This window comes from Terrabacter sp. RAF57, assembly GCF_052113925.1.
GTDB lineage: Bacteria > Actinomycetota > Actinomycetes > Actinomycetales > Dermatophilaceae > Terrabacter.
The window spans coordinates 18,457-35,318 of record NZ_JBFRDT010000020.1; the positions used below are offsets into that span (position 1 = coordinate 18,457).

12 protein-coding genes are annotated in these 16,862 nt (G+C 71.5%); 7 read left to right on the forward strand and 5 right to left on the reverse strand.

Annotated features, from left to right (window positions below):
- Nucleotides 1-239 precede the first annotated feature (239 nt).
- The gene (locus AB4Y83_RS18620; RefSeq protein ID WP_442297786.1) at nucleotides 240-965 is read left to right on the forward strand and encodes a carbohydrate ABC transporter permease; all 726 of its coding nucleotides are present in this window, start codon (nucleotides 240-242) and stop codon (nucleotides 963-965) included.
- On the forward strand, nucleotides 965-1,816 hold the full coding sequence (locus AB4Y83_RS18625; protein ID WP_442274386.1) for a carbohydrate ABC transporter permease: 852 nt from the start codon (nucleotides 965-967) through the stop codon (nucleotides 1,814-1,816). Before AB4Y83_RS18620 ends, AB4Y83_RS18625 begins: the two co-directional genes overlap by 1 nt.
- An 88-nt stretch (nucleotides 1,817-1,904) precedes the next feature.
- Here the strand turns inward: AB4Y83_RS18625 and AB4Y83_RS18630 are convergent, their stop codons facing one another.
- The 3 genes from AB4Y83_RS18630 to AB4Y83_RS18640 all read right to left on the reverse strand — a co-directional run bounded on the left by AB4Y83_RS18630 (nucleotide 1,905) and on the right by AB4Y83_RS18640 (nucleotide 3,865).
- A complete protein-coding gene (locus AB4Y83_RS18630) occupies nucleotides 1,905-2,237 on the reverse strand; it encodes a cupin domain-containing protein (RefSeq protein WP_056780721.1) in 333 nt (110 codons plus the stop codon).
- An 83-nt stretch (nucleotides 2,238-2,320) separates the two neighbouring features.
- On the reverse strand, nucleotides 2,321-2,710 hold the full coding sequence (locus tag AB4Y83_RS18635) for a hypothetical protein (protein WP_442297787.1): 390 nt from the start codon (nucleotides 2,708-2,710) through the stop codon (nucleotides 2,321-2,323).
- Between the two features lie 33 nt (nucleotides 2,711-2,743).
- The gene (locus AB4Y83_RS18640; protein WP_442297788.1) at nucleotides 2,744-3,865 is read right to left on the reverse strand and encodes a carbohydrate kinase family protein; all 1,122 of its coding nucleotides are present in this window, start codon (nucleotides 3,863-3,865) and stop codon (nucleotides 2,744-2,746) included.
- Nucleotides 3,866-4,006: 141 nt separating this feature from the next.
- Here AB4Y83_RS18640 and AB4Y83_RS18645 point away from each other — a divergent pair, with 141 nt between their 5' ends.
- Genes AB4Y83_RS18645 through AB4Y83_RS18655 form a run of 3 tightly spaced genes read left to right on the forward strand, consistent with a single transcriptional unit; the run spans nucleotide 4,007 to nucleotide 7,826 of the window.
- Nucleotides 4,007-5,374, forward strand: coding sequence for a 6-phospho-beta-glucosidase (locus AB4Y83_RS18645; protein WP_442297789.1), 1,368 nt, complete (start codon nucleotides 4,007-4,009; stop codon nucleotides 5,372-5,374).
- Nucleotides 5,375-5,415: 41 nt separating this feature from the next.
- Nucleotides 5,416-6,174, forward strand: coding sequence for a LamB/YcsF family protein (locus AB4Y83_RS18650; RefSeq protein WP_442297790.1), 759 nt, complete (start codon nucleotides 5,416-5,418; stop codon nucleotides 6,172-6,174).
- Nucleotides 6,175-6,197: 23 nt separating this feature from the next.
- Complete coding sequence (locus AB4Y83_RS18655; protein WP_442297791.1) at nucleotides 6,198-7,826, forward strand: carboxyltransferase domain-containing protein; 1,629 nt, start codon at nucleotides 6,198-6,200, stop codon at nucleotides 7,824-7,826.
- A gap of 4 nt (nucleotides 7,827-7,830) precedes the next feature.
- Here AB4Y83_RS18655 and AB4Y83_RS18660 read toward each other — a convergent pair whose 3' ends face one another.
- Complete coding sequence (locus AB4Y83_RS18660) at nucleotides 7,831-8,979, reverse strand: sensor histidine kinase (RefSeq protein WP_442297792.1); 1,149 nt, start codon at nucleotides 8,977-8,979, stop codon at nucleotides 7,831-7,833.
- Entirely contained in the window at nucleotides 8,979-9,650 is a 672-nt protein-coding gene (locus AB4Y83_RS18665) for a response regulator transcription factor (protein WP_442274379.1), read from the reverse strand. Before AB4Y83_RS18665 ends, AB4Y83_RS18660 begins: the two co-directional genes overlap by 1 nt.
- A gap of 316 nt (nucleotides 9,651-9,966) precedes the next feature.
- Between AB4Y83_RS18665 and AB4Y83_RS18670 the strand changes: the two genes are divergently transcribed.
- Entirely contained in the window at nucleotides 9,967-15,438 is a 5,472-nt protein-coding gene (locus AB4Y83_RS18670) for an IPT/TIG domain-containing protein (protein WP_442297793.1), read from the forward strand.
- Nucleotides 15,439-15,555: 117 nt separating this feature from the next.
- Nucleotides 15,556-16,854: a multicopper oxidase domain-containing protein gene (locus AB4Y83_RS18675; RefSeq protein ID WP_442297794.1), complete on the forward strand. Its 1,299-nt coding sequence runs from the start codon at nucleotides 15,556-15,558 to the stop codon at nucleotides 16,852-16,854.
- Nucleotides 16,855-16,862 lie beyond the last annotated feature (8 nt).

Here is a 16,862-nt window from a genome sequence, read left to right on the forward strand (position 1 = left end):
AGCGGAAGGCAGCCGACCGGGCGACGCCGCCCCCCACCGCGGGGAGGCCGTCGCTCGGTCGGCGCCTGCGCGGGCGCCAGGACCGCAACCTGTGGTTCTGGGTCTTCGTCGGGCCGTTCGTCATCGGGCTGATCGTCTTCGTCTACATCCCGATCGCCTGGTCGATCTACCTGTCGTTCTTCGAGTCCTACAACACCGTCACGCCCACGAAGTTCGTCGGCGTCGGCAACTACCTCGACATGCTGCGCGACCCGGCCTTCCGCAACAGCCTCGTCACGTTCCTCGCCTTTGCCGTCTTCATCGTGCCGACGACCTTCGTCATCTCGCTCGGGGCGGCGCTGCTCGTCGCGCGCACCCGGGTCATGCAGTCGTTCTTCCGGTCGGTCTTCTTCCTGCCGACCGCGTGCTCCTACGTCGTCGCCGCGCTCGTCTGGAAGATGTCGATCTTCAGCGGCATCCGCTCGGGCCTGGCCAACGCGGTGCTCGGCTGGTTCGGCGCCGACTCGATCCCGTGGCTCAGCCTCGCCGACCCGCCGTGGTACTGGCTCGTCATCGTCACCGCGCGGCTCTGGCTGCAGGTCGGCTTCTACATGATCCTCTTCCTCGCCGGCATCCAGCGGATCAGCCCGACGCTCTACGAGGCGGCTGCGATCGACGGCGCCGAGGGGTGGAAGGTCTTCCGGCACATCACCCTGCCGCAGCTGCGCGCGACGTCGACGGCGGTGCTGCTGCTCCTGCTCATCAACGCGTTCCAGGCGTTCGACGAGTTCTACAACATCCTGTCGACGTTCGGCACCTACCCGCCGTACGCCCGGCCGCCGCTCGTCTACCTCTACTACACGGCGCTCGGCTCGGGCCAGGACTTCGGCCACGGGTCGGCGGGGGCCGTCATCCTCACCCTCATCATCGCGATCGTCGCCGTGGTGCAGGGCCGCATCCTCCGACTCGGCGACAGGGGCGACTGATGGCGATCGTCCGCAGCAAGCGGCAGTCCCGGATCACGGGGTGGGCCCGCTACAGCGCCCTCGTCGCGGCGGCGCTGCTCTTCCTCGTCCCCTTCTACCTGCTCGTGCGCAGCGCGTTCATGCGCGAGCAGGACCTCGGGTCGCCGGACTTCCACTGGCTGCCGCCGGTCTGGGAGACCTCCAACCTCACCGGACTCTTCGACAACCCGGCGATCCCGATGGCGCGCAGCCTGCTCAACTCGGGGCTCATCGCCGTCACCCAGACGGTCGGCGTGCTCGTCGTCTCGGGGCTCGCCGGCTACGGTCTCGCCCGCATCCCCTATCGCTGGTCCAACGCCGTCTTCTACACGATCACTGCCACGCTGCTCATCCCGGCGGCCGTGACGTTCGTGCCGAGCTTCGTCCTCGTGTCGACGCTCGGGTGGATCTCGACGCTGCGTGGCCTCATCATCCCCGGGCTCTTCCAGGCGCTCGCGACGTTCCTCTTCCGGCAGTTCTTCCTCGGCTTCCCCAAGGAGATCGAGGAGGCCGCCTTCATCGACGGGCTCGGCTACTGGGGCACGTTCTGGAAGATCGTCGTCCCCAACTCGTTCGGCTTCGTCGCGGCCATCGGCACCATCACCTTCATCGGCTCGTGGAACGCCTTCCTCTGGCCGCTCGTCATCGGCCGCGACCAGGAGTCGTGGACGGTGCAGATCGCGCTGTCGACCTTCCTCACCGCCCAGTCGGTGCAGGTGAGCCAGCTCTTCATGGCCGCGCTCGTCGCGATCGTGCCGCTGCTGCTGATGTTTCTCTTCCTCCAGCGCTGGATCGTCGAGGGCGTCGAGCGCACCGGCATCGGCGGCGACTGAGTGCGGTGGATCGCCGGCGTGTGCTGCCGGTGATCCACCGCGCACCGCCGCGTGACGGCCACCCACGGCGTGGGCCGTGCAGCCCGGGTCAGGGCAGCTTGGCGACGGTGAGCAGCACGGCAGAGTCCTCGAGTGCCTCGAGCGAGTGGCGCGCCTGCGGGACGACGAGCAGGTCACCCGGCGCGCCCTCCCAGGCCGCGTCGGCGGTGCTGATGCGCACCCGTCCGCGCAACACCTGCACCGTCGCCTCGCCGGGGTTCTCGTGCTCGGTCATCGACCGACCTGCCGCCAGCGCGACGACGGTCTGGCGCAGCACGTGCTCGTGGCCCCCGTAGACCGTGTCGGCGCCGCGACCGCTCGAGGTCGTCCTGGCGTGCTCGAGCAGCTCCCGGGCGAGGGCGGTCAACGACGACTTCTCCATCCACTCACCATGGCACCCCGGGGCCCGGTCGTCGATGGTGCCGTCGCCCCTGATGGCGTATGCCGGGTGGCGCGGTCTCCGGGTCAGCGCAGGCGCCGCAGGTGATCGGGTGCCGGCATCCGACGCACCTCGACGCTCCAGAAGCGGACGACGAGCGGGTAGGCCGGCACGAGCGTGACCCGGTGCTCGAAGCCGCCGTCGGTGGTGGGCACGACCTCGGACCGCTCGATCTCCGCGGCGGCCGCGACGGCACGGTCGAGGTCGCGGCGGTTGGTGTGGAGCACGACCGCGCCGACGTAGGTGATGGTGGCGAGCTCGTGTCCCCGGTCGGCGTGACCGGCGAGCAGGATCCACGTGAAGGAGTCGCCGGCGATCGACCAGTGCTGCACCTGCGCCGCACGCAGGTCAAGGGCCGCCAGGTCGCTGACGTCAACGGGCAGCTCCGCTGGGAGCTCGGCGGGCAGGTCGGTCACGTCACCATGGTGCCGCGTGGCAGCGGACGACGGTCAGTCGAGGTCCTGCACATCGGCGCGCTTGGCGATCGTCGCGGTCGCGCGACGGCACGCCGTGACCGGGACGCGCGGCACGATCTCGTCGAGGAAGCCGAACCGGCGCCGGAGCGAGCGGTGGTAGGCGTCGCCGCTCGTGTCGGAGACGAGGGCCGTCCACCAGTCGGCGAGGTCGCCCCAGCCGGGTGCCGCGAGGGAGCCGCCGTACTGCTGGAGCGCGAGGCCCGCGCAGAGGCTGGCGAAGGTCATCCGCTGCTCGAGCGGCCACTCCGCGAGCGTGCCGACGAGCAGGGCGGCCCCGAAGACGTCGCCGGCGCCGGTCGGGTCGACCTCCTGCACCCGCAGCGACGGGACCTGGGACTCCTCGCCCGTGCGGGCGTCGATGCCGAGCGCCCCGTTGGCGCCGTCGGTGACGATGGCGACGGGCACGCGGTCGGCGAGGGCGTAGACGGCCTCGACGGGCGACCGGGTGCCCGTGTAGGCCATCGCCTCGACGGCGTTGGGCATGAAGACGTCACAGCGCTCGAGCCGGTCGAGCACGTGCGGCGACCACTCCTCCTTGGGGTCCCAGCCGACGTCGGCGAAGACGAGCGCGCCGTCGTCGCGCGCCCGGTCGACCCAGGTCCGGCCGCTCGCACCGAAGGCCTCGTCCTCGCCGAGGTCGACCATGACCGCGCGAGACCGCGGGGGTGTCCCGATGAGCTCGGCGGCGGCGACGGGTGACGGGTGACCGTGCGACACCATGCTGCGGTCGCGGTCGACCGACATCGAGACGGTGACGGGGCTGTGCCACTCGGCGAAGCGGCGGCTCCGGGCGAGGTCGATGCCCTCCTGCTCCTCGAGGGTGCGCCAGCAGAAGTCGCCGTAGTCGTCGTCGCTGAAGGCGGCCGCGAGACCCGTGCGCAGGCCGAGGCGACGGGTGGCGACGGCGAGGTTGGCGATGCCGCCGGGGCACGAGGCGAGCCCCTCGGCCCACACCTCGGTGCCCGGCTTCGGCGCGCTCGGCAGCCCCGCGAAGATCATGTCGAGGAAGACGGTGCCCCAGACGAACACGTCGAGAGCCGGCTCGTCGGCGGTGCGACGAGCCGCGAGCGGGTCGAACGTGTGGTGGGGCGGCACGCCCCCATGATCCCGCACTGCCGTCCGCGACTCGCCGGGTTTTTCCACGGTCGTATGCCGTGTCGGCGCAGTTCGTCCCATGTCGCCCGCGTCGAGTGGCCCCGCCGTCACACCTTGGTACGGTCCGAGGGTGGTGCTGCCATGAAGCTGGTCATCCTCGGCGGAGGCGGGTTCCGCGTGCCGCTCGTCCACGGGGCGCTGCTGCGCGACACCGCGGACCCGCGCGTCACCGAGGTCCTCCTGCACGACACGGACGGCGCGCGGCTCGACGTCATGCGCCGGGTGCTTGCCGCCCGGGCCGCGCTTGCCCGGGATTCCGGCGCGGCGACCGCGCCGCCGACGGTCACGGCGACGACCGACCTCGACACGGCGCTCGCGGGGGCCGACTTCGTCTTCTCCGCGATGCGGGTCGGAGGCCTCGAGGGCCGCACCGCTGACGAGCGGATCGCGCTCGACCTCGGCCTCCTCGGACAGGAGACGACCGGCCCCGGGGGTGTCGGCTACGGCCTGCGCACCGTGCCGGTCGCGCTCGACGTCGCCGAACGCGTACGCCGTCTGGCGCCCGACGCGTGGGTCATCAACTTCACCAACCCGGCCGGGCTCGTGACCCAGGCTATGCAGTCGGTGCTCGGTGAGCGGGTCGTCGGCATCTGCGACTCCCCGCTGGGCCTCGCCAAGCGCGCAGCCGGGGCCCTCGGGCACGACCTCGACGACCTCGAGATCGACTACGCCGGGCTCAACCACCTCGGCTGGCTCACCGGGCTGCGCCACGAGGGCCGCGACCTGCTCCCCGACCTCCTCGCCGACGACGTCGCCCTCGGAGCCATCGAGGAGGGCCAGCTCTTCGGCACCGAGTGGCTGCGGACGCTCGGTTCCCTGCCGAACGAGTACCTCTTCTACTACTACTTCACCCGTGACGCGATCGCCCAGATCACCGGGGCGCCGCAGACGCGCGGGGAGTACCTCGTCGGTCAGCAGGCCGACTTCTACGCCGGGGTGACCGACGAGCCCGAGCAGGCTTGGCAGCGTTGGGACTCCGTGCGACGTGACCGCAACGCGACCTACATGCAGGAGACCCGCGAGAGCGACGACGGGCACACCCAGGAGCGCGCCGAGGCCGATGTCGAGGGAGGGGGCTACGAGGGCGTGGCGCTCGCGCTCATGGCCGCGATCGCGCGCGACGAGCCGGCGCGCCTCATCCTCAACGTCCGCAACGGCGGCGCCGTCGTGGGGCTCCCGGACGACGCCGTCGTCGAGGTGCCGTGCCGGGTCGACGCGGCCGGCCCGGTTCCGGTCACCGTGAGCCCGCTCCCCGGCCACGCTCTCGGGCTCGTGCAGCAGGTCAAGGCCGTCGACGAGCTCGTGATCCGGGCAGCCGTCGAGCAGTCGAGATCGCTTGCGGTGCAAGCCTTTGCGCTTCACCCGCTCGTCGACTCCGTCACCGTCGCGCGCGAGGTGCTCACGGCATACTCGGCGCGTCTACCCGAGCACTACGCAGGCCTGCGGTGAACGCCGCCGCGGAGCCGGCCGGCGTGGGGGAGGATCGGGTCGTGCGACTCGACCTCAATGCCGACGTCGGCGAGTCCTACGGGGCCTGGACGCTCGGCGACGACGCCGCCGTGCTCGACGTCGTGACGAGCGCCAACGTCGCCTGCGGCTTCCACGCCGGCGACCCGCTCACCCTCCGCACGACGTGCCGGTATGCCGCCGAGCGGGGTGTCGTCGTCGGCGCGCAGGTGGCCTACCGCGACCTGGTCGGCTTCGGGCGCCGCTTCATGGACGTCCCTCCGGACGAGCTGACCGCCGACATCATCTACCAGCTGGGCGCCCTCTCCGCGATCGCCCAGGTGGAGGGCACCGACGTCGCCTACGTGAAGCCGCACGGCGCCCTGTACAACGCGGTCGTCCACCACGAGGCGCAGGCCCGGGCGCTCGTCGACGCCGTCGTGGCCGTCGACACGTCGCTGCCCGTCCTCGGCCTGCCCGGCAGCCTCGTGCTCGAGCTCGCGTCGGACGCGGGGCTGCGCGCCGTCACCGAGGCCTTCGCCGACCGCGGGTACACGCCGGACGGCCGTCTCGTCCCGCGGACCGAGCCCGGAGCCGTGCTCCACGACCCGGGGGAGGTGGCCGCCCGCGTCGTCCGGCTCGCGCAGGAGGGCCTCGTGACCGCCGTCGACGGCACCGACGTCGAGGTGCGGGCCGAGTCGGTGTGCATCCACGGCGACACCCCCGGGGCGGTGGCGATGGCGCGGGCCGTGCGCGCTGCGCTCGAGCAGTCCGGCGTCGAGATCCGCCCCTTCGCGGGCTGAGCGTGGAGGCCCGGCTGCTGCCGATGGGCGGCGCAGCCCTGCTCGTCGAGGTGGCCGACACCGATGCCGCGCTCGCCCTGCGTGCCCACTTGGGGCCCCTCGCCGAGCGCGCCACGGGTGTGTGGGAGGCCGTCGACCACCTCGTGGCCGGGGCGCGCACCGTCCTCGTCGTGCTCCGGGACCCCGGGCGGCGGTCGGACGTCGGCCGGGAGTGCCTCGACGAGGCGAACCGCCTGACCGTGGCGGTCGCCCCGCCGGCCGACGCGGCTGAGGTCGTGATCGAGGTCCTCGTGCGCTACGACGGGCCCGACCTCGACGAGGTCGCCCACCTCACCGGACTGACCCGCGACGAGGTGGTCCGCGCCCACACCGGCACGACGTGGCGGGTCGGGTTCGGGGGCTTCGCACCCGGCTTCGCCTACCTCGTCGACGGCGACCCGCGCCTGCACGTGCCGCGTCGCGGCGAGCCACGCACACGTGTCCCAGCCGGATCCGTCGCTCTCGCAGGCGATTTCAGTGGCATCTACCCCCAGGACTCCCCCGGCGGGTGGCAGCTCATCGGCACGACCGACGCCGTGCTGTGGGACGTCGACCGCGACCCGCCCGCGCTGCTCGCGCCGGGCACGTCGGTCCGCTTCGTCGACGCCGACCAGACCTCCTCGAGTAGCAACCTGGCACATGCCGCCCCACCCGTCACGGGGATGGGTGGGACGACGGGGCCACTCGACTCCGGGGGGTCTCGGGTGGGTGGGGACATCGGGCAGCGGGGGCTCGAGGTGCTGGCCACCGGGCCGCTCACCCTCGTCGAGGACCTCGGCCGTCCGGGCCTCGCCGACGCGGGGGTGGGTCGCTCCGGGGCGGCCGACCCGACGGCATACCTCCTCGGTCTGCGGCTCGTCGGGCACCTGCTCGACCCCCACGAGACGAGCGGGCCGGCGCCCGCGTCCCTGGAGGTCACCCTCGGCGGGCTCTCGGTGCGCGCCCACGGTGACCTGCTCGTCGCGCTCACCGGCGCGCCCTGCCCCGCTGACGTCGACGGACGGCCGGTCCCGCACGGCGCCCCCGTCGCGCTGGTCGACGGGGCCGTGCTCACCCTCGGGGTGCCTGCTGCCGGCCTGCGCACGTGGCTCGCGGTGCGTGGCGGCGTCACGGTCACGCCGGTGCTGGGCTCACGCGCAACCGACACCCTGGCGCGCGTGGGTCCGCCGCTGCCTGGCGCCGGTGACCTGCTCCCGATCGGGCCGCCACCGGCGACGTTCCCCGTCGTCGAGGTGGCACCGCAACCGAGCCTCACCGACGGCGAGGTCGTGCTCGACGTCGGGCCCGGCCCCCGTGCCGGCTGGTGCGACCTCACCGGCGTCGACGAGACCTCCTGGGCGGTCTCCTCGCGCAGCAACCGGGTGGGAATCCGCTTGGAGGGCAACACGATCCAACGATTGCCCGCGTATGCTGACCGCGAGCTCCCGAGCGAGGGGATGGTCCCCGGGGCGGTGCAGGTGCCCCCCGGTGGCGAGCCCGTCGTCTTCCTCGCCGACCATCCCGTGACCGGCGGCTACCCCGTCGTCGCCGTGCTCACCTCACGAGCCATCGCGCTCGCCGCGCAGCTGCGCCCCGGCCAGCGGGTGCGGCTGCGGTGGTCGCGCGGGGACTGAATCCTCAGGCGCTGCGTGCCCCGGTCCCGGTGTCCGGCTCTCGCCGCACTCCGGAGCGCCAGAACGACATCTGCTCGGCGGCCTCCGGGGCGATGACCGTTGTCGGGCGCGCGACGGGCAGGGCCGGCACCGCGGGACGCACCGGGAGGATCATCGCGACGTCCGCACCGCCCCACGCGGACACCCCGAGCTGGACCCACCCGCCGCGTCGCGTCGCGACATCACGCACGAGGGACAGGCCGAGCCCGGTCTGGGAGAGGTCGTCACGCACCCCGTCGAGCACGCCGCCCAGGAGAGCCTGACCGGCGGCCGAGCGCAGCATCTCGGTGGTGAAGCCGCGCCCCGAGTCGGCCACCCCGAGAGCGATGGCGTCGCGCATCGGTCGGGCGTAGAGCAGCACGGTGTCGTCGTCGTGCGCGGTGTAGCGCAAGGCGTTCTCGATGAGGGTGTCGAGGCAGGCCCGCAGCCGCTCGCTCGAGCAGTGGAGCGTGAGCGCCGACGACTCGACCTTCCAGTTCCGCTGGGCGACCGCCGACCACCGCTCGGCCGTCTGGTGGAGCACCGAGTCGAGCTCGACCTCGGTGACCTCGAGATCGGACCCGACGCGCATGCTCCGCACGAGCCGCTCGCACACGCGGGTGAGCCGCTCGAGCTCCTCGTCGACGACCTGGAGGTCGGCGAGGTCCTCACCGGGCGGGGTCCGGTCCATGAGCATCTCGAGGTAGCCGCGGGAGATCATGAGCGGTGACCGCATCTCGTGCGACGTGCGCAGCGTGAGCAGCTCACGCATCGTCGAGTCGGCGCGCTCCCGGGCCGCATTGACCGTGAGATCCGAGAGCGCCTGCTGACGACGGCGCACGTGCCAGATCATGAGGGCCATGAGCAGGAGCATGAGCGGGATCTCGGTGGTCTCCTGCCACTCGAGGACGTTGGTCATGACGCGGTAGACGAGGATCGCGCCGGTCACGAAGGTGAAGACGCCGAGGCCGACCCACGTGGACCGCGGGCTCCACTGTTCGAGGCCGAAGCAGAGCGCGAAGGCCGCCCAGGCGATGTGGTACGGCACCGTCTCGCTGCCCGGCAGCGCGATCATCGCGGCCGAGCAGAGCGCCGCGAAGACGCTCCAGACGAGGACCATCCGGTGCCGCACCATCAGGCGTCCTCGTAGAGCCCGTAGCCGACGCCGCGCAACGTCTCGACCGGGATGTCCTGGCCGAGCTTGGCGCGGAGCCTGCCGACGCACACCTCGACGACGTTGCTGCCCGGGTCGAAGTCGAGGTGCCAGACGTCGTGGAGCAGCTCCTCCTTGTGGCACACCTGGCCGGCGCGCCGCATGAGGTGTGCGAGCAGGCTCAGCTCGCGCTCGGTGAGGGCGGCGCTGCGCGCCCTGAACGTCGCCCGGCGGCGCCCGACGTCGAGGCGTATGCCGGCCACCTCGAGGAAGCCGTCGTCAGCGGGAGCGCGCGCCGCCCCGACGTTGCGTCGGACGCGAGCCATGAGCTCGGTCAGGCTGAATGGCTTGGACACGACGTCGACGGCTCCGCGGTCGAGCGCCTCGACCCGGGCTCCCACGTCGGTGACGCCCGACAGCACGATCACCGGCGTCGTCTGCTTGCGCTCCTTGATCGCGTTGAGCACGGCCAGGCCGTTGAGCCCGGGCATCACGAGGTCGAGCACGACGAGATCGACGTCCCTCGACGCGAGCCGGTCTATCGCGGCGTTGGCCGAGGCAGCGGTCACCACCGAGTGTCCTTGGGACGACAACGACTTCGCCAGCAACGTGCGTACGCGTTCCTCGTCGTCGACCACCATGACAGTTGCCATGAAAGTCCCCCCTCCCCGATCTGTCGCCAAGTATGGATCCGAGCGTGTGACGGCGGAGTGGGAAAGGTCACAGAGCTGGGAAATCCGTGGTCGAGACCCGGATCTATCAGCGCAAATCGGGCGCCAACATGACAGGAACATGACGGCGGGCTGGCAACGGCATGACAGGTCCCTGAGCCGAGACCAACCCCGTCGATGACAGTTGCCTGAGCCGTCGACCCATCTCGGCAGAGCGCCGTGACGGCGCGTGCGACGTTCTCGGGACGACGGGCTCGCACCGAGCCCTGTAGAGCATCACGTGGGGGTTGCCGTGGACATGCCAAGGCTGCGTAGGCGTTGCGTCCCGATCATCGCCGGACTGACCGCACTCGCCATCGCGGGGGTGGCCCAGGTCGGTGGACCGCTGGCTGCAGCGGCAGCCGCGCCGAGACCGGCGGTCGCGCCCGCGGCGCCCGCCGCCGCGGCACCGACCGCGGCACCGGCGGTGACCACCCCGACGGGTGGACCCTGCCCGTCGACCACCGCGGCAGGCAAGGGCTGCATCACGCTGACGGTGGCGAGCGCACGCTCGGTCGGCAAGGGCGCGGGCTTCATCCACCAGGGCGACCCCGTCACGGCCTACCAGTGGATGGTCAACGAGGACAGCACCGGCGACCCGGGCACGGCTGACGCGCCGCTCCTCGACCGGTGCCTGCCGTCGCGGGCGCCCGGCGGCAGCACGAAGCCGGCCAACCCGCAGGCGGGCGACCCGACCGAGCCCTATGCCGACAGCTGCCCGTGGCCGTCGGTGCGGCCCACGTCCGGGTTCTCGAAGATCGTCGCGCAGGGCTCCGAGGCCGACCTCGACTCCGCGAAGGTCCTCGAGGGTCTGGCTCCCGGCAAGTACCTCATCTCCGTCACGGCCGACGGCTACAAGATCGACGGCGCGCACTTCACCGTCACGGCGGGGCTCAAGGGCCTCGTCGACGTCAGGATGCAGCCGCTGCCCCTGCCGCTCGCCACGATCAAGATCCAGGTCTTCAACGACAACGTCCCCGCGGACGGCACCTACGAGGCCGACGCCGAGCGAGGGCTGTCGGGCTTCACCGGCAACCTCTCCGACGTGCTCGGGCCGGTGACCGTCGACTACTACGGCAACGCCCTGTGCACTGCCTACCTGCACGACGCTGCCGGCCGGATCCGCTTCAGCGCCGGCAAGCCGCTCGTCGACACGACCCGCTCCACCGGCAAGTGCACGAGCGACGCCTCGGGCGTCATCACCATCCCCAACCTCGGCCCGAACCGTTACGGCGCCACCGTGTCCCCGCCTGCCAGCCAGACGGGCTGGGTCCAGACGACGACCCTCGAGGGCGGGCACGACCACGACATCTGGGTGCAGGAGGGTGACACCGGCCTCGACACCGAGTTCATCAAGGGCGCGGAGCCCGTGCCGGCGACGCAGTTCGGCTTCGTCCGCGTCAAGGCCATGCCCAGGTCCACCGCGACCGGTGAGGTCAAGGGCGTCGCCGTCGCCGGCCTGCCCTACGTCGGTGGCCAGAACGGCCAGGTCGTCCCCGAGACCGGCTGGGCCGGCTCGAAGTATGCCGGCCCGATCGCGTCACCGTGGGTGGCGCTCTCGGACCTCACCGGTGGGGACGCGGCCGTCTACGTCGGGCGGGGCGCGGCCAACGGCTCCTTCGACATCAAGAACGTCCCTGACGGCACCTACCAGCTGACCCTCTGGGACGACGCGCAGGACTACATCCTCTGGAGCTTCAACGTCGAGGTGTCCGGCGGCGACCTCGTCGACGTCGGCAACAAGATGCTCGTCGGCTGGTTCACGCACGTGCGCGGCACCGTCTTCGTCGACGACAACGGCAACGGCAAGCGCGACCCGGGCGAGGCTCCGGTCCCCGGCTTCACGCTGACCGTCCGCGAGCGGGACAACTCGCTCATGGACCAGTACACGAACCTCGTCAACACCGGCGACGACGGCGTCTACGACATCAAGGAGGGGTACCCGCTCAGCAAGTGGCTCGTCCTCGAGGCGTTCAACACCCGCTACCGGACCACCGGCGTGACCTACCAGGCGGACAACGAGGACTCCCCGACGACCATCCTCGGCGGGCTCGTCGACATCGACTTCCTGCCCGTCATCGGCCTCTCGGGCCGCATCGACTGGGGCGTCGAGCCGTACGCGACGAACGAGAACGGCGGCATCGCCGCCACCGTGTCGTACGACGTGACGCGCAACGAGCTCGACCCGGCCGACGCCGTGAGCGAGGACTACCAGCCGGGCATCCCCGACGTGAACGTCCACGTCTACGCCTCCGTGCCCTGCACGGCCGCGACGGCCGAGGAGAAGGCGAACGCGTGCCGCCAGGGCAAGGCGATCGTGCCGCTGTCGGTGCCCAACCCGGCCCACGAGACCGACCCGACCGCCCCGGCGACCATCGCGAACCCCGATCCCGAGCGCGGCGCGCTCGTCAAGGGCGCCGAGGTGCAGGACCACTACCCGAGCGAGGAGTGGGCCCCGCCGCGGGGCTGCACCGCTCGCCAGTGGGACGGCACCGAGCTGACCGACCAGCTCGCCCTGCCCGAGTCCGGGCCCGACGCGAACAACCTCTGCGTCGAGGCGCCGATGATGGGAGTGCAGGTCGGTCCGTCCGACAACACCCCCGGCGCCGCCGGCCAGACGGTCAACGGCAACTACGGCTTCGGCGGCCTCGACGCCGGTGACTACATCGTCGCCGTGGACGTGCCGAAGGACCCGGTCGACGGCAAGCCGATGTACCAGGTCACCCGTGAGGAGGACGTCAACGTCTTCGACGGAGACACCTACCTCTCCCAGGAGAACTTCCCGCCGACCGTGGCCGAGGCGGCCTCCGACGGCCCCGGCACCGGCAACGACCCGCTGCCCCCGACCCAGCCCCCGTCGCAGGGAGCCGGCATCATCTCGGGCTGCGCGGGCGCCCTCCACACCGTGCGCGTCACGAACCCGGCCTTCCTCGACGGCGGCGGCAGCCCCTTCGAGGGCCAGGACCGGCCCCTGTGCGACTCGAAGCTCATCACCGTCCGCAGCGGCCAGACCGTCGCCCCGAACTTCAACCTCTACACGCCCGTCCCGATCCCCACGCACTTCTGGGGCCTGACGATCAACGACCTCGGCCTGTCCCTCGACAAGCGGAGCGCCAACTACGGCGAGGCCCAGGGCCTGCCCAACGTCCCCGTCGGCCTCTACGACTGGAGCGGCCGTCTCGTCGACACGACGCACACCGACTTCAACGGCTTCTACGAGGCCCTCGAGCCCTCGACCGGGACGTACAACTGCCCGGTCCCGGCCGGTCCCTGCCCGAACATGTATCGCTTCACGGGCAACGACCCCGGAGGACCGGGTGACCCGAACCCGGACTACAACCCGGCCTACCGGACGATCAGCACGAACTTCCAGGGCTGGCCCGGTCTCTACACCGTGACCGACACGGCGCCCACCCAGGCCGCCGCGACGGTGCTCGCGCCCGGGACCACCGCGTCGAACCCGGCGCGCTGCAACCTCGGCACGACGGACCCGCAGCTGCTCGCCGTGAGCCGGCCGTATGTGCGTCCCTCGTCGGCGGCCGCCGACCGCACCGTGACCATCACGGGCACGGGCTTCGGGGCGACCCGTGGAACCGGCACCGTGACGCTGACGAACAGCGCCGGCACGAACGTCCCCGTGACGACGTACGGGCCGTGGTCCGACACGAGCATCACCTTCACCGTCCCGTCCTTCACGGCGACGGCCACGGCCGCCCGCGGCCCCCTCAAGGTCAGCGTCACGAACTCGGCGAAGCGCTCGACGTACAACGGCCTGACCGTCTGGAACCTCGCGGCGGCCCCCGCCTCGGGAGCCTCGACGACCTACAACCCGAACGTCGTCGAGGTGGGCCCCCACAAGCCGTACGCCACCGTCCAGGCCGCGCTCGAGGCGGCCACGCCGTCCTCGACGAGGCGGCACTGGCTCGTCGTCGTGTGGCCGGGCGCCACGACAGCGCTCAACCCGCGCGGTGAGTACAACGAGAACCTCCTCGTCCACCACCGTGTCGCCATCCAGGGCGTCGGCCCGGGCGGCTTCACGACCAACGCCGACGGCTCCCAGCGGTGGGTGCCCGGCTCGATCATCGACGGGTCCGGCTTCAGCCCCGACCTGCCCGGTGGCACGGCGTGGATCACCCGACTCGGCACGCTGACCTACAGCGGCGAGCTCGACGTGCCCGACGCCGCGACGATCACCGTGCTCGACGACCCGCGTGCCCCCGTCAACGACCCGTCCTACCCTGTCGCCATCGACGGGCTGCAGGTCACCGGCGGCGCCCAGTCCGACTTCCCCGGCAACGTCAACGTGCTGACCGGCGGCGTCACGACGCCGTACGGCGCGTCGGGTGCGCTCGTCACCCAGGGTGGCGGCATCTACCTGCACAACAACAACCGCAGTGTGCGCATCACCGACAACGTCATCGTCGGCAACAGCGGCAGCTACGGCGGCGGCATCCGCGTGGGCACGCCCTACACCGGCGACAACCGCAACTACGACACCCTCATCGCCGACAACCAGGTGCTCAACAACGGCGGGACCAACCTCGCCGGCGGCATCGGGCTCTTCACCGGCAGCGACGGCTACAAGGTGCAGCACAACGCCATCTGCGGCAACTTCTCCGCGGAGTACGGCGGCGCGATGACGGCCTTCGGCTACATGTCGAACACGGGTGGCAGCGACGGCGGCACCATCACCGGCAACACCATCTGGTTCAACAGCTCCTACGACGAGGGTGGCGCCGTGATGCTCGCAGGCGAGCTGCCGTCGAGCCCCAGCGGCCTCAGCCCCGGCACGGGCGAGGCGACGATCGACGCCAACGTCATCGACGCCAACCTCGCGAGCGACGACGGCGGCGGGATCCGACTGCTCCAGGTGGCCGGCACGCACGTCACCCGGTCCGACCCGCAGCCGATCACCATCACGAACAACACGGTCACCAACAACGTGTCGGCCCATGAGGGTGGCGGCATCGCCCTCGACGACGCGCCGTTCGTCAACCTCGTCGACAACACGGTCGCGGGCAACATGACGACGGCGACCGCGGTCACCTCGGACGGTCTCCCGGCCCCGGCAGGCCTCGCGACCGGGCCGAACAGCGACCCGCTCATGGCGAGGCTCAACAGCGGCGGCCCAGGTGCCTTCGCGATCGTCAGGGTCACCGATCAGTCGACGTTCAGCAAGCCGGTGCTCCTCGACAACGTCTTCAACGACAACCGTGCCGGCACCTACGTCGGCGGCTACGTCTACGGCATCGGTGGCACCCTGCCCGACGGTGCGACCAACTCGGTCGACACCTGGGACATGGCGGTCGTCGGCGGGCCGGGCACGCTCCACCCGGTGGGTGGCGTCATCCAGACGACGACGGGCACCGACGGTGGGGACCACGTCACGATCAGCGACACGCCGGGCTTCAAGGACCCGACGCCCGAGCTGACGGTCACCGTCCTGGCCGCACGCACCTTCCCGGCCTTCCGGGAGGCGGCCATCGTCACGGCCCTGCTGCCCCCGCGCCTGCGGGCGGACTACCACCTCTCGGGGACGGCAGCCACGGCATACGCCAAGGGACGCGGGACGACGACCGTCACCTACGGCACCCAGACGGTCATCCGGACCACTGTCCCGTGGACCGCGACCGTCAAGGCCGCAGCGCGCGACATCGACAACCAGGCGAGGCCGACCGGATCCGGGACTGCCGCACGGTACGACTCCGGCTCCGACCAGTACTACCCGTAACCCCCAGTCCGGCCCCCGGGGCACCCCAGTCACTCCCACTGGATCCCCCGGGCCCCGGGGGCCAACCCACTCACCACCCGTCCGGCCCAGGAGCCGGACCGACCTCAGGAGCACCTCATGACCGACGAATCACGCTCAGACGCCGCACGGCGCACGGCGGGCTCAGGTCTCGGCCGGCGAGCCGTCATGCTCGGTGGGGCGGGCGCCGTGGGCAGCGTCTTCCTCGGCACGCGCCTCAGCTTCGGACAGCAGGCCGCCCGCCCGACCGTCGTGCAGGCCGCCGCAACCGGCCCCGCCAAGACGGTGCACCTGGCCGGCACCGACGGCTGGGTCAGCATGCCGGCCGGTTCGCCCGACGACCTGCCCTTCTTCCCGGACTCGCTCGCGCCGTCGCCCTTCGACACGTACGTCTTCGGCTTCCGTGACGTCACGGGGATGTCGGCGACGCAGGTGGCGGCCACGCGCGGCAAGGCGCAGATCTCGGCGCCGATGCTCGCCTTCGACGAGCTGGACGAGGTGACGATCACGCTGTCGAACCTCGGACTCGTCATGCGGCCCGACCTCTTCGACGGCCACACGCTGCACTGGCACGGCTTCGTCAACGCCATCCCGCTCTTCGACGGCGTGCCGGAGCTCTCCCTCGCCGTGCCGATCGGGCGCGACCTGTCCTACTTCTACCGCCCCCGCGACGCCGGCACGTACATGTACCACTGCCACTTCGAGGACGTCGAGCACGTGCAGATGGGCATGACCGGCATGGTCTTCGTGCGGCCGAAGCAGAACGGCACGCGCGTTGGCACGGTTCCCGTCGGCAAACGTCTCACGTACGCGTACAACGACGGCGACGGCAGCACGCGCTACGACCGCGAGTTCGCCTTCATGATCACCGAGCTGTGGTCGGCCGCCCACTACCGCGACGCCCACATCCAGGTCAGCGACTGGACCGACTACGCGCCCAGCTTCTGGCTGCTCAACGGCCGCGGCTACCCCGACACCATCGCGCCAGGGGGCAACCCGACGTCGACGGCGGCGGGCCGGCTGCAGTACCAGCCGATCAGCTCTCTCATCACCTGCAACGTCAACGAGACGGTGCTGCTGCGAATGTCGAACCTCGGCTACCAGAACCACGCCCTGACGCTCGACAACGTCGACATGCAGGTCATCGCCAAGGACGCGACCCTGCTCCGCGGTCGCGACGGCTACACGAACTACCTCGAGACCAACACCGTCGACGTGGGGCCCGGCGAGAGCCGGGATGTGCTCGTCACACCCCACCAGCCCGGCGAGTACCTGCTCTACGACCGCAACTACGCCTATCTGGGCAACGGCGGGGGACCCGGCTGGGGCGGCATGATGACCGTCCTCCGCGTCGGCGCGCCCGGCACCTACGGGCCCCAGACCCAGCCCAACACCTGACGAGCCGA